Source organism: Mycobacterium tilburgii, assembly GCF_902168065.1.
GTDB classification, from domain to species: domain Bacteria; phylum Actinomycetota; class Actinomycetes; order Mycobacteriales; family Mycobacteriaceae; genus Mycobacterium; species Mycobacterium tilburgii.
In genome coordinates, this window is record NZ_LR655700.1 from 1 (window position 1) to 12,358 (window position 12,358).

9 protein-coding genes, 1 tRNA gene and 11 pseudogenes are annotated in these 12,358 nt (G+C 66.7%); 9 read left to right on the forward strand and 12 right to left on the reverse strand.

Annotated elements, in window-relative coordinates:
- The 5 genes and pseudogenes from FQ389_RS06845 to FQ389_RS06855 all read right to left on the reverse strand — a co-directional run.
- Window positions 1-136: pseudogene (locus FQ389_RS06845) on the reverse strand (type VII secretion protein EsxI); the annotation flags it as partial.
- A gap of 285 nt (window positions 137-421) precedes the next feature.
- Window positions 422-841, reverse strand: a complete 420-nt coding sequence (locus FQ389_RS19350; protein WP_260860565.1) for a hypothetical protein — start codon at window positions 839-841, stop codon at window positions 422-424.
- Window positions 842-981: 140 nt separating this feature from the next.
- Window positions 982-1,119, reverse strand: a pseudogene (locus FQ389_RS21560) (PPE family protein); the annotation flags it as partial.
- A complete protein-coding gene (locus tag FQ389_RS19355; RefSeq protein WP_260860566.1) occupies window positions 1,062-1,280 on the reverse strand; it encodes a PPE family protein in 219 nt (72 codons plus the stop codon). The pseudogene FQ389_RS21560 and the gene FQ389_RS19355, both read right to left, overlap by 58 nt.
- A gap of 61 nt (window positions 1,281-1,341) precedes the next feature.
- Window positions 1,342-2,006, reverse strand: a pseudogene (locus tag FQ389_RS06855) (PE/PPE C-terminal domain-containing protein).
- A gap of 207 nt (window positions 2,007-2,213) precedes the next feature.
- On the opposite strand from FQ389_RS06855, the gene FQ389_RS06860 reads away from it, so the two are divergent.
- The 6 genes and pseudogenes from FQ389_RS06860 (at window position 2,214) to FQ389_RS22235 (ending at window position 4,708) form a co-directional block, all read left to right on the forward strand.
- Window positions 2,214-2,287 (forward strand) — tRNA-Leu (locus tag FQ389_RS06860).
- 154 nt (window positions 2,288-2,441) lie between these two features.
- On the forward strand, window positions 2,442-2,648 hold the full coding sequence (locus tag FQ389_RS06865; RefSeq protein WP_144206457.1) for a hypothetical protein: 207 nt from the start codon (window positions 2,442-2,444) through the stop codon (window positions 2,646-2,648).
- Window positions 2,649-3,055: 407 nt separating this feature from the next.
- A pseudogene (locus tag FQ389_RS06870) lies at window positions 3,056-3,834 on the forward strand (class II glutamine amidotransferase); the annotation flags it as partial.
- Between the two features lie 69 nt (window positions 3,835-3,903).
- Window positions 3,904-4,137, forward strand: coding sequence for a hypothetical protein (locus FQ389_RS22225; protein ID WP_407662788.1), 234 nt, complete (start codon window positions 3,904-3,906; stop codon window positions 4,135-4,137).
- Window positions 4,138-4,169: 32 nt separating this feature from the next.
- Window positions 4,170-4,433: a hypothetical protein gene (locus tag FQ389_RS22230; RefSeq protein ID WP_407662789.1), complete on the forward strand. Its 264-nt coding sequence runs from the start codon at window positions 4,170-4,172 to the stop codon at window positions 4,431-4,433.
- Window positions 4,430-4,708 (forward strand): hypothetical protein, encoded by a 279-nt coding sequence (locus FQ389_RS22235; protein WP_407662790.1) that lies wholly within the window; start codon window positions 4,430-4,432, stop codon window positions 4,706-4,708. Before FQ389_RS22230 ends, FQ389_RS22235 begins: the two co-directional genes overlap by 4 nt.
- A gap of 71 nt (window positions 4,709-4,779) precedes the next feature.
- Here FQ389_RS22235 and FQ389_RS06880 read toward each other — a convergent pair.
- Both FQ389_RS06880 and FQ389_RS06885 read right to left on the reverse strand, forming a co-directional pair.
- A pseudogene (locus FQ389_RS06880) lies at window positions 4,780-5,692 on the reverse strand (patatin-like phospholipase family protein); the annotation flags it as partial.
- Between the two features lie 51 nt (window positions 5,693-5,743).
- Window positions 5,744-6,252: pseudogene (locus FQ389_RS06885) on the reverse strand (lipoprotein LpqV).
- Window positions 6,253-6,384: 132 nt separating this feature from the next.
- On the opposite strand from FQ389_RS06885, the pseudogene FQ389_RS06890 reads away from it, so the two are divergent.
- A pseudogene (locus FQ389_RS06890) lies at window positions 6,385-6,742 on the forward strand (rhodanese-like domain-containing protein); the annotation flags it as partial.
- Window positions 6,743-6,756: 14 nt separating this feature from the next.
- Here the strand turns inward: FQ389_RS06890 and FQ389_RS06895 are convergent.
- From FQ389_RS06895 to FQ389_RS06905, 3 genes and pseudogenes are all read right to left on the reverse strand, one after another.
- Window positions 6,757-7,245 (reverse strand): annotated as a pseudogene (locus tag FQ389_RS06895) (alpha/beta-hydrolase family protein); the annotation flags it as partial.
- Window positions 7,242-7,469 (reverse strand): annotated as a pseudogene (locus tag FQ389_RS06900) (enoyl-CoA hydratase-related protein); the annotation flags it as partial. The pseudogenes FQ389_RS06895 and FQ389_RS06900, both read right to left, overlap by 4 nt.
- 18 nt (window positions 7,470-7,487) lie before the next feature.
- Window positions 7,488-8,537 carry an enoyl-CoA hydratase/isomerase family protein gene (locus FQ389_RS06905; RefSeq protein WP_144206458.1) on the reverse strand — a complete coding sequence of 350 codons (1,050 nt, stop codon included), beginning with the start codon at window positions 8,535-8,537 and terminating at the stop codon, window positions 7,488-7,490.
- A 265-nt stretch (window positions 8,538-8,802) separates the two neighbouring features.
- On the opposite strand from FQ389_RS06905, the gene FQ389_RS06910 reads away from it, so the two are divergent.
- Entirely contained in the window at window positions 8,803-9,684 is an 882-nt protein-coding gene (locus FQ389_RS06910; RefSeq protein ID WP_144206459.1) for a Bax inhibitor-1/YccA family protein, read from the forward strand.
- Window positions 9,685-9,870: 186 nt separating this feature from the next.
- On the opposite strand, the pseudogene FQ389_RS06915 reads toward FQ389_RS06910, so the two are convergent.
- Window positions 9,871-11,079, reverse strand: a pseudogene (locus FQ389_RS06915) (acetyl-CoA C-acetyltransferase).
- Window positions 11,080-11,170: 91 nt separating this feature from the next.
- Window positions 11,171-11,356, reverse strand: coding sequence for a hypothetical protein (locus FQ389_RS06920; RefSeq protein WP_144206460.1), 186 nt, complete (start codon window positions 11,354-11,356; stop codon window positions 11,171-11,173).
- A gap of 368 nt (window positions 11,357-11,724) precedes the next feature.
- Here FQ389_RS06920 and FQ389_RS06925 point away from each other — a divergent pair.
- A pseudogene (locus FQ389_RS06925) lies at window positions 11,725-12,324 on the forward strand (alpha/beta hydrolase fold domain-containing protein); the annotation flags it as partial.
- Window positions 12,325-12,358: the final 34 nt, after the last annotated feature.

Below are 12,358 nucleotides of genomic sequence, written 5' to 3' on the forward strand. Positions count from 1 at the left end.
CCTGGCAAGCCACCGAACCGGCGCCGCCCCAAAAGTCGCCGGCGGCCAGCACATCGCGAACGATGGACTGGTGCTCGGCCTCCAACGAAGCGGCCTGCGCGCGGATCAGCGCGCCGTGCGCGTCGACGTCGCCCACATCTTGCGAGCCTCATCCGATTTGGGCATGACGATCGGTTTGAAGCCGTACCGTGGTCCGGACCCGTAGGCCCCCGGCGCCCTTGGCGCCGGCCAGCATGCCGGGCATACCGGGCGCACCGACGGCCGTTTCCTCGGCGGGGACGTTCCAGCCCGAGCCCTGCAGCGGCGAGGTGGCCGCGACGAGCTCGGCCTGGGCCGCCGGGGCGACCCGAGGACCAGGTGCCCGGCGCCGACAGCTTACCGACCGTGCTGGCCTGTTCCAGGCTGCCCGCTGCTCCCGCGCCTAGGGGCATGCCGCCCAGCGGTGCGACCGACCGCACCACGGTGCCCTCGACGATGCCGGCGGCGCGGCTTCGGAGGCGACGTCGCTGACCGCGGCCGCCGGCACCGCGGCGCCGGCCAGCGTGTGGCCCAGTGACACCGCGGTGGGGATGGCCGTGACGAACCATGCCGCGGTGTTCATTCCGCCGTTGATGGCGTTCAGGACGGACGGCGTGCCGAGCGGGCCGTCGATCGAGGCCAAGATGTTCGGGTTCGACGGCGGCGAGGAGCCCAGCACATCGGCGAGCGTCGAGCTGAACGAATCAGCCGCACTGAACGGCTCGGCCAGCGCCTGCACGCCCGGGTCTGTGGTCGTGGTGAGCGGCGGCGCCGGCTGCAGACCCGCGGCGATCGCCTCCGAAGCCGCTTGGTATGTGCTCATGGCGGTGGCGTCCTGGACCCACATCTCGTAGTACTCGATGTCCAACGCTTGGATAACGGAAGACTGAACGGAATCGTTCCGAGTGCGGCTGCCCACTCGACACGGTTCTGGTAAACCACTGCGGGATTCACCACTGCGGCGTGCGCGGCCTCGAATGCGGCGACCGATGCCGACGCCGCGGCGCTCGCCTGTTCGAGTGCGGCCGCCGTCTCGGTCAGGTTTAGGACACGATCGGCTGGGCCGCGGCTGCCGCGGCGGCCGACCCGCCACCCGTCCACTGCTCGGTGGTCAGCGCCGAGATGATTGACTCCCACGAGGTCGCTGTGGTGCTCACCTTGGCGTAAGCGTCCGCGGCGGCTATTAGGGGTGCCGACCCGGGGCCGGTGTACACCAGCGTTGAGGTGATCTCCGGAGGTAGTGCTGCGAACTCAAAAACCATTTCTTTCCCCTCCTTGTTCGAATTTGGCTGTGCTGTGGATGGTCGCGATCGCCGGCTGTGCCTAGACGGCGGTGACCTTCGGCATGACGATCGGCTTGACGCCGTAGCGGGGTGCCCTGCAGCCGCTGGAGGCGCATCCGGTGCCCGCGGTCATGCCGGGCATGATGCCTGGGCACGACGGAACCGGTGTGCGGTTGGGGCGCCGCGTAGCCCACGGTCTGCAGCGGCGTGGTGCTGGTGCCGGCCACCGGGGTGACCTGGCCACCCGCCCAAGTCGGCGGGGCCGACAAGCTGCCGACCAGCGTGCCCTGGCCCATCGCGGCCACCGGCGCCGCCCATTCCGGCCATGCCCTTGACGCCGGCCTCCATGGGCGTTGTTTCGCTGGCAAGCGCCGCTGCGGCACCCGCATCGCCGATGGTGTCGCTGCCGGCGGGAAGCAGACCACCACCGGCCATACCGAACAGGGCGGAAGCGGCCGAAGTCCAGTTGCCACCACCGATGTTGAGGATGTTGGCGCCGTTATTCGACGGACCGAAGATGCCGCCGAGCATGGCCGGGTTGGTGTTGTTGCCGGTGCCGAGGAGCCCATTGCAGGATGTCGACAATCGTGGTGCGTCGAGGGCGGCCGGAGCGACAACCGTCGTCGCCGCCGCGGCGCCGGCGTTTTGCGCCGCCAAGTTGGCGTTGATCGCCTCCAGCTGACCCTGCGCAGCTAGCAACTCTATAAGTCATAAGTCACCGTCACCGTTGTCAGATAATGACATCCATTGCTCCCCTTGTGTTCGGAAACATGTCGGCCCAAGCGGTTTGGGTCGACCCTTGGGGTTGGCGTACGGGCCCCTGTACGTTTGCGTAAGGCTAATCTCCCCACTGACCAACTTCCCGACCGAAAGCGCCAGGGTGACAGCCCCACGCGCTAGATTCGCCGCCGGGCCCCCATAGCCCAATTGGCAGAGGCAGCGGACTTAAAATCCGCCTAGTGTCGGTTCGAGTCCGACTGGGGGCACGCCCGAGAAAGTGCTCACCGACGGTCGTTTGTCGGTGTGATCAATCGGTAATGAGCGATTCGGCGGCAGTGGCAAACCGGCCCGCCGGCGGCTCACAAATTGCTGCGATTTTCGGGGCAATACGCGGTGACCGCCGCACCGACGATAGTGCCGGTGCTGTTGTTGCTCACCCCGCTGCTGCAGGGTGGTGTGGAGGTAGTTGTCGTCCGCCGGGTCGGCCTTGGCGGCCGGGATTCCGGCGTGGACCACGACGGCACCAAGGAGGCCGGCCACTCCATCACCGACCAGAGTTCGGCGTCCGGCAAGTGCGCTATGTACGACGCGAATTTACTTGCGGTAGAAAGTATTTCGTGCGGATAGTAAGGCGTCTTGTGAAACCAGCCCTGGAATGCGAGCCTGGCCGAGGCGACCAGATCCAGGCATTCGGGAACCGTGTAGCTGCGCTGGCGCCCGTGCAGGAAGCTAATAAATTCTTACCGGATGCGTCCGCGTCACTGGGCTATCGAGTAGCTGTAAACCGTAAAACGCGTGTTAAATACGTATGGCAAGGTTTTCCAGCGGACCGGTGTGTATATACTTGGGGATCGGCACCTGAGCGGATCCTGAGACCGCGCGATGATTTCGCCGACAGGACCTAATTTCATGCATTTTCAGTGGAATTCGGTCGGTAAATTGTGCAGATTTGCGTTTTTCGGGTGCTGAAATGCGGCCATCCTAGCCAATGGCGTCGCAACAAGCGCACACCGGTGTGACCGGCAATGGCCCCGCGCAACACGGACGGCACCGGGCTGGGGGTGTTCGACGCGGACGGCCGACCGCAGCTGTACAAGGAACTGATAGCCGCCTGGCAGGACGGCGACTTCGCGACCGAGGCGCACCGCACCACCGGCACGACCTTCGTCGCCCATGTGCGGTATGTGACGACCGGCGCGCTCGACATCCGCAACACCCACCCGTTTCTGCAGGACGGCCGGATCTTCGCGCACAACGGCGTGCTAGAGGGGCTCGACGGCATCGACGAGCGGTTACGCGAAATCGGCACGTATGACTTGGTTTTGGGGCAGACGGACTCCGAGCGGGTGTTAGCGTTGATCACCGGCTCCGTGCCGCGGGTGGTGACTTCTTGGCGGGCCGCACTGAGGCGATGACCTGGCTGGCGGCCAACGTGCCGATCTATGCGGTCAACGTGTTGCTGAGCACCGCCACCGACATGTGGGCGCTGCGCCATCCCGCCACCCATCAGCTCTGCCTGCTGGACCGGCGCACCGACGGGACTGACACGCAATTCGACTTGCGGACCAAGCGAATACACGCACAGTCCGATGCGCTGTGCGCCCGCCCGTCGGTGGTGTTGGCCACCGAACCCATGAACGACGACCCGCGCTGGCGGTTGCTGCACCCCGGCGAGCTGGTGCACATCGACGGCGACCTGCAGATCAACCGGACCATGATCCTGCCGGACCCGCCGCGGCATCTGCTGCGCCGGGATCTCAGCGTGCCCGTCGAAGACGCGCAGCACGTGCCGCCGAACACCCGGAAGCTGTGACGTGACGAGGAGACGTGCGCTGGTGCTGGCGGGTGGTGGGATAGACGGAATCGCTTGGGAGAAAGTAATTTGGGGGTAATTGCGGACGAGTCACCCGCAGCGGCGGGGTTGCTGTGCGACGCCGACGTGCTCATCGGGACTTCGGCGGGTTCGGTGGTAGCCGCTCAGCTCGGCGGCGGCAGCACGGTGGCGGCGCTGTTCGATCGGCAGGTCGCCGAGACCTCGTCCGAAATCGATTCCGGCGTCGACGTCGAAACCATCACCGAACTGTTTCTGACCGCGCTGGCCGAACCGTACGATTAGACGATTAGGCGCAATCTCGGAAGCGCCAGCAGATGCAGCGCATCGGTGCCGTCGCGCTGGACGTCAAGACCGTTCCCGAGGCGGTTCGCCGACGGGTGATCGAGGACCGCTTGCCGTCGCACGACTGGCCGCAGCGCGCGTTACGCATCACCGCAATCATCACGGCGACCGGAGAATTTGGTGGTTTTCGACGCTGCATCCGGGGTATCGCTCGTCGACGCGGTGGCGGCCAGTTGCGCGGTGCCGGGGCCGCCGGTGACGATCGCCCGGGCGGCGATATATGGACGGCGGGGTGACCAGCTCGATCAACCTGAATGTCGCACGGGACTGCGACGCGGCCGTGGTGCTGGTGCCCTCGGCCGCCGACGCGCCGTCGCCGTTTGGGGCTGGGCCCGCCGCCGAGATCGCGGCGTTCGACCGCCCGGTATTCGTCGTGTTCGCCAACGCCGGTTCGCTGACGGCGTTCGGGTCCAACCCGTTGGACCCGTGCTGCCGGATCGGCTCGGCCGAAGCCGGACGCCAGCAGGGCCGCCGTTTGGCCCCGGCGGTGGCCCGATTCCTGGGTGTCTGATCAGCCCTCGACGGCGGTTGGCACCGGGTCCTCGGCGGTGGCGTTGAGTGCCGCCAGCGCCCGGTCGGCCAGCACATCGAGCGCAGTACTTCGATCAACAAATCCGGCGGATAGGCCGACAGCGTGTGCCGGGTGAGGGCGGATTGGGCGATGCAAAATACCCGATACACCACTTCGAAGCTACCCAGCTTCGGAACCTCGAGCGCCTCGCTGGCGGTGTCGTCTTGCCGGGCAGCCGACTCCTCGTCCGACCAGGAGTCCGCGCCGAACCGGCTCAGCACGGCCCGCGTGGTCGGCCGGTCCAACAGCAAACGCACGGCCGAGGTGTCCAGCAGCGCGGACGTGCTGCGCACCATGCGGTTGAGGAACTCGGTGGTGGCGCCGGGCTCCGGCACGCGCTTGCCGATGACCTAGCTGCCGCTGACGCCTACGGCGATCGTCAAGTCGGCGTGGACCCCGGCGAGCGGGGTCATCGGCAACGGATCCAGGATGCCGCCGTCGGCGAGCAGCCGGCCGCCGACCTGGTGCGGTGCGATCACCCCCGGAATCGCGATGGACGCCCGGATCGCCTCGTCGAGCGGGCCTTGCTGAAACCACACCGACTTGCCGGCCATCGGTGGCCACCGCGGTGTTAGGGGATCGGCAGTTCCTCGATAGTGACCTCGCCGAGGATGAACCGCACCGCTTCCAGGATTTTCTCGGCGCGCATCACCCCGGCCCGGTGATCGAGGGGTCGAGCAGCCGCAGGATGGTGCGCTGCGTCAACGACTTCGCCCAGTCGGCGAACTTGTCGAGCCGCCCGGCCACCTCCAGGCCCCCGATCATCGCCCCCATCGAGGAGCCGGTGATCCCGACGATCTCGAAGCCGCGGTCGCGCAGCGCCTCGATCACCCCGACGTGGGCGCAGCCCCGGGCGCCACCGCTACCGAGTGCCAGCGCGACCCTGGTCTGTGCGGAGCGACGCGCGACGGTTTCGCCGGACACCCTCCATTTTGCGGGGCGACAGGGCCCGCGCCTGGCCGGGGTGGCAGTTTTTCACTCGTGATCGCAATTTTTACCGGGGAGCGCAGCGACCGTCCGGAAGGCTAAATCGCACTCGTTGTTGGCGGCCGCGTGCACGGCGGTGATGACCGCCGCCTGCCGCGCCAGCGTCAGCTCCGCCCACGGCGTGTTCCAGGTGCCCGTGGTGCTGGTGTGGGCATGGTCTGCAGCATCGCCAGATAGGGCTCGAACAGGGATTCGCCGGGTCTGGGATGGGCCTCGATCCGCACCTTCGCGGCGTGACAGGCCTGGTAGTACTCCTCTTCGGTCGATTCGGCGGGGATGCTGACCCGGGTGGTGACGCCGGCGGGGGACAGACCGATCGCCCCGGGCGGCGCCGGAGCCGAACCGGTCGCCCGCCGACGTCCGCGTCGGCGATGACGTGGTCTTGCCGCCGGGAGCCTCGCCGTCCGAGTACCCCCGCGATCGCGGGTGACCGCAAAACCGGCCGCCACCACCACCAATGAGCCCCACCGCAGGGGGCGAACACCGCACCACCGCACGGCTCTTTATGCAACACTGGCTCCCGTGATCGAGCTCTTCGGAATTTGGGAGTGTTGTCGGCCCGAGGTCACCGACCGCAACCGGCTGCGTCGCCGGCGCACCGAACTGACCGGCCAACCGGAGGGGTCGCGATGAGCCGTATCGACGTGGTGTTGAGGTCCGGCGGGCGTCGGTTGTGTCGATTGCCGGCGGTCGAGGTCCCCGACACGCTGCGGCGCGGTGCTCGTCGACATCCGCCCGCAAGCGCAGCGCGCCAGTGAGGGCCAGGTGCCGGGTGCCCTGGTCATCGAACGCAACGTCCTGGAATGGCGGTGCGACGCGACCAGCGACGCCCGGCTGCCGCAAGCCGTCGGCGACGACGTCGAATGGGTGATCCTGTGCTCGCAGGGCTACACCTCGAGCCTGGCCGCGGCCGCGTTGCTGGACATCAGCCTGTACCGCGCCACCGGCGGTTACCAGGCGCTGGCCGACGCCGGTGTGCTCACCGAGCGGGCCGAGCTCAGTCAGTCGTTGGCATGGAGCAGCGGCCGCAGCCGCGCGGTCTTCTCCGGCGTCCAGCCCGGGGCGACAATACGGCGGCCCAGCCGTCGGCCACATCCACGGCCACGGCCATGTCCGCGGACACTTGCAGGAACGTCACCACCGGAATCCACCGTGTCTACGGCAGCACGTCATAGCCCCGCCGTTCGCGCAGCCAGTCCGGCTTGGCGAACAGCAGGTCGGGCGTCCAGCACGCGATGGGGTCGGAGGCGTGTTGCAGGTACATCACACGCGGCGTGTCCCACGGTCTGTTGGGGCGATCCAAATTGCTTGGGCGAGCGGCAAATCGGACGTTGCGGCCGTCGTTGTAGATCGGCAGCCACTCCGATGACCCCGCGTCGCGGGTGGAGGTCAGGTCTTTCCAGATCGTGTTGTTGAATGTCGGTCCGCTGAACAACGCCCCGTCGGTGCGGGCCAGCACGTTGTTGAGGCTTATTGAACGGCGCCTCGCCATCTCCTTGATGTCAGCCCCGGCGGCGAATGCCTTGGCCGAGCCGGTGATGATGATGGCCCCGATTCCGGGGTCTCGGTCGAATTCGGTGGATGCGGTGGTGACTTCGTTCATCACCTGGCTGTTAAGTGCATTGAGCGCTTGCGGCCGGTTCAGCGTGATGATGCCGACCCGCTGGTCACGCTCGACCAGGATGGTTTCGTAGCTGGTCTCGCTGGTTGTCACGCTCAGCAAACCGCCTTTCTAGAAACTCAAGTCGTCGTCGACGGGCGCGAAATACGCGTCGATGTCGGCCGCGGTGATCGCGGCAAGGTTCGGCGGCGACCATTTCGGATTGCGATCTTTGTCGATGATCTGGGCCCGGATTCCTTCTACCAGATCGTGTGAGAGTGCTGCGGCCGAGGACACCCGATAGTCCTGCACCAGAACGTCTTCCAGCGTTTCCAGTTTCGCGGCCCGGCGCACCGCTTGCAGCGTCACCGACACGGCGATGGGGGAGCGGGTGCCGATCAGGTCGGCGGCCTCGTGTGCCGGGTCGCCGCCGTTTTCGTGTAGCGCGGCGATGATGTCTTCGACGGTGTCGCCAGCAAAGAATTTGTCGATCCAATGCCGTTGCGCAGCAAGCTCACTGGGCGGCGGGTCGACAGCGTGGGCGGCCAGTGCGGCGTCGATGTCGTCGTCGATGATCGTTTGGGTGAACGCGCCGAGTTTCTCGTGCGGCACGAAGTGGTCGGCGAAACCCAGCGCGATCGCGTCGGCCCCGGAGAACGTCGCCCCGGTCAGGGCGGCGTACAGGCCCAGCGCGCCGGGCGCCCGGGACAGCAGGAAGCTCCCGCCGACGTCGGGGATGAGCCCGATGCCGACCTCGGGCATCGCGATCTTCGAGGTGTCGGTCACCACCCGCACACTGGCGTGCGCGCTGACACCGACGCCGCCGCCCATCACGATCCCGTCCATCAACGCCACATACGGCTTTGGGAACCGACCGACCTGAGCGTTGAGTAGATATTCGTCCCGCCAGAATTTGCGGGCCTCGACGCCGTCCGTGCGTGCGCTGTGGTAGATGGCGACCACGTCGCCGCCGGCGCACAGCCCGCGCTCGCCGGCCCCGGAGAGCACGACCGCGCGCACCGCGTCGTCGGCCTCCCACCGGGTGAGCACGGCGCGCAGCGTGTCGACCATCGCCTGGGTGAGGGAGTTGATCGCCTTGGGGCGGTTGAGCGTGATCAGGCCGATGCCGTTGTCGACTCGGGCCAAAACCTCTGAGGTGTCGTCGCCGGACCTCTCGGTCACGCCTGCTGTCACAGCCTAGCCTCCCTTTGCCGGATTTTCCGCCCGCCGGGCCGCTCGCCGCTGTGCAGGTCTTTCCCAGCAATCTAGAGCGTGACCAGGGGAGCGACGCCCGCTGGTAAGGATTTATGTATTGAGCGGGCGACATCGGCCGGACCCGGAGATACGCTGAAGAACACCAGTTCCGCTGGGAACTCTGGAAATCAGCTGATCGTTGAGTGAGTGTTCGCACAGCTCGAAGTCACAGTCTTTAGGAGAGGATCCGACGGTGTGGGAGACCAGCAACCCGGTATTTCGTTCGCTGCCCAGGCAGAGCGGCGGATATGCGCAGTTCGGCACTGGTGCGGCTCCGCTGCAGCAGGGCTACTACCAGTCCAGCCCTTACCAGGCTCCATACCAGCCTTACCAGGCTCCATACCAGGAGGCCAAGGCCTCCCGTCCGCTGACCATCGACGACGTTGTCACCAAGACCGGCATCACGCTTGCCGTGTTGATGACCTCCGCGGTGGTCTCGTTCTTTCTGGCGGCCAACAACCGTGCGCTGGCCGCGCCGCTGACCTTCATCGGCGCGATCGGCGGCCTGGTGTTGATGCTGATCGCCACGTTCGGCCGCAAGCAGGACAACCCGGGCATTGTGCTGAGCTACGCCGTCCTTGAAGGCCTGGCGCTCGGTGCCATTTCCTTGCTGCTCACGTTCCAGGTTTCGGTCGGCAGCGGTCGTTCGGTCAACGCCGGCGCGATGATCGGCGAGGCCATCCTCGGCACGCTAGGTGTGTTCTTCGGCATGCTCGTGGTTTACAAGACCGGCGCCATGCGGGTGACCCCGAAGTTCACCCGCATGGTGGTCGCCGCCCTATTCGGCGCGGTGTTCCTGATGCTCGGAAACTTCGTGCTGGCAATGTTCGGTGTTGGCGGCGGCGAGGGCCTGGGCCTGCGTAGCGGCGGCACCGTGGCGATCATCTTCTCGCTGGTCATGATCGGTATCGCGGCGTTCAGCTTCCTGATCGATTTCGACGCGGCCGACCAGATGATCCGGGCGGGCGCGCCGGAGAAGGCGGCTTGGGGCATCGCGTTGGGCCTGACCGTGACCTTGGTATGGCTGTACCTCGAGATCCTGCGTCTGCTCAGCTATTTCCAGGGCGAGCGCTAACCCGCGGGACACCAAAAGCCGGCGCGCCCACGAGCGCGCCGGCTTTTTCGTGCGCTCGGCAATCCCGGTTGCCGCGACCTGTGTGCGGCGAGTGTGCCGCGACGAGTGTGGGTCCAGGGCGGCCTTACCTAGCGTGTCGGCGCCCCGGGCGCACACCGGACGCTCAGAACGCACACGCAACCGGCGCTAGCTGAGCCGCTCGAAGATCATGGCCATGCCCTGGCCGCCGCCGACGCACATGGTCTCCAGACCGAACGTCTTGTCGTGGGTCTGCAGGTTGTTGATCAGCGTCGCGGCGATGCGGGCACCGGTCATGCCGAACGGGTGGCCCAGGGCGATCGCCCCACCGGAGACGTTCGGCTTGTCCTCGTCCAGCCCCAGCTCGCGCGCCGAGCCCAGCACCTGGACCGCGAACGCCTCGTTGATTTGATCTCGAACAGGTCGATGTCGTTGATCAACATGCCGGCCCGGGCCAGGGCCTGCTTGGACGCCTCGATCGGGCCAAGCCCCATGATCTCCGGTGACAGGCCGCTGACACCGGTGGACACAATGCGGGCCAGCGGCGTCAGCCCCCGCTCCTTGGCCTTGGTGTCGCTCATGATCACCAGCGCTGTCGCGCCGTCGTTGAGCGGGCAAGCGTTGCCCGCGGTCACCGTGCCTTTCTGCCGGAACACCGGCTTGAGCTCGCTGATTTTCTCGTACGTGGTGCCCGGACGCGGCCCGTCATCAGTGCTGACCGTGGTGCCGTGATCTCGCACTCGAAGAATCCGCTCTTGATCGCCCCCTCGGCGCGGTTCTGGCTGCGCACGCCCCAGCGGTCTTGGTCTTCGCGGCTGATCCCGGTCAGCAAGGCGACGTTCTCGGCGGTCTGACCCATCGCGATGTAGATGTAGACGTCGGGCAGGTTGCCGTCCGCGCGGGGGTCGTGCCACTCGTTGCGTCGCCGGCCGCGGCCGTGGACCGCTCCTGCGCCGCGTCGAACAGCGGGTTTTTGGTGTCCGGCCACGAGTCGGCGCTGCCCTTGACGACGCTGGACACGGTTTCCACCCCGGCGGAGATGAACACGTCGCTCTCGCCGGCCTTGATCGCGTGGAAAGCCATCCGCGAGGTCTGCAGCGACGACGAACAGTACCGGTTGACGGTGGTGTCGGGCAGGAAGTCATAGCCGAGCTCGACGGCGATCACCCGCGCCAGGTTGAATCCGGACTCGCCGCCCGGCTGGCCGTAGCCCAGGATCAGGTCGTCGATCTGATGCGGGTTCAGGGTGGGCACCTTGTCCAACGCGGCACGCACGATCTGAACGGTCAGATCGTCCGGGTGCATGTTGACCAGCGAGCCCTTCATGGCACGCCCGATCGGCGAACGGGTGGCGGAGACGATAACTGCTTCGGGCATGACGATTCCCTTCAATGCGATATGGGGCACACGCGACCGGCGGATGGCTCAACGACCCCAGCGGCTACCGCAAATCTAGTCTGCCAACCGGTCAGTTGGACGACGGGGCGACCGAACTGGGCGCCGGGCGCCGCCACAGCCGCGACCTGGCGCTGAGCGGGGTGTGGCCCCCGCTGACCATGGGGGTCTCGGCACGCGCTGCCAGGTTGAGCACGGGGCTTTCGACCTCGACGCCGAGCGCGTCGCACAGCGCCACCAGCAACTGCGCCGCTGCCAATGCGTAGGAGGTCGGGGGGGGTGAAACCCGTCGGCGGAGACATCAGCTCCCCGTCGACGCGAGTGCCCCCGCCGGGGCCAGGGCGATCGCCGAACGACGTGGCACCCTGATGCTCACGTCATCAGTTTAGATCGACTGTCATGTTTGCGCGGGCGGCCGGCAAACAGTGTGGTCGCGGTGTGAACCAGATGTGGTATCAAATCAGACTCTTTAAACGTTTATGTATGTAATGCCTGCGAAGTTGATTTTCGGCGGGTTGGCTGAACGACTCGGCGCATCGAAATTAACTGAGCGCTCGGCTTGCTCGTACACATGCTGAATCGCACTACAAGGGTGTAGGAGTGTCGGGCATGACCGCACCGAGCAAGGTCAACTACCGGCTGCTGCCCAAGCACTCGATCGGCATGGCGCTGCAGGACTGCCACGACGGCTACCACTGGTTGCGGCGGCGCGGCTACGAGCCGGACCAGATCGTGCTCAACGGTGATTCCGCGGGCGGGTATCTCGCGCTGTCCATCGCGCAGCGGCTGCAGGAGGAAGACGACGAGCCGGCGGCGCTGGTGGCGATCTCCCCGCTGCTGCAGCTGGCGAAGGAGTACAAGCAGTCGCATCCCAACATCAAGACCGATGTGATGTTTACTGCCAAGTCTTTTGACGCGCTGGGCGAACTGGTCGCCAGCGCCGCGCGCAAGAACATTGTCGACGGCCGGGCCGAGGAAATCTACGAACCGCTGTGGAGTACATCAAGCCCGGCCTTCCGCGCACGCTGATTCACGTTTCCGGCTCCGAGGCGCTGCTGCACGACGCGCAGTTGGCGGCGAGCAGGCTGGCGGCCGTCAGGGTGCGGGCGGAGGTGCGAGTGTGGCCCGGCCCAGGTGCACGACTTTCAGTTGACGGCGCCGCTGGTGCCCGAGGCCGTGCGGTCGCTGCGCCAGATCGGTGAGTACATCCGCGAAGCCACCGGCTAGCTCGCGCCGCGTGCCGGCACCGCAAGGCGGTGTG

Coding starts and splice junctions, on each gene's coding strand:
- FQ389_RS19350 (WP_260860565.1), bottom strand. CDS start 841: ATGAGCACATACCAAGCGGCTTCGGAGGCGATCGCCGCGGGTCTGCAG.
- FQ389_RS19355 (WP_260860566.1), bottom strand. CDS start 1,280: ATGGTTTTTGAGTTCGCAGCACTACCTCCGGAGATCACCTCAACGCTG.
- FQ389_RS22230 (WP_407662789.1), top strand. CDS start 4,170: ATGCAGCGCATCGGTGCCGTCGCGCTGGACGTCAAGACCGTTCCCGAG.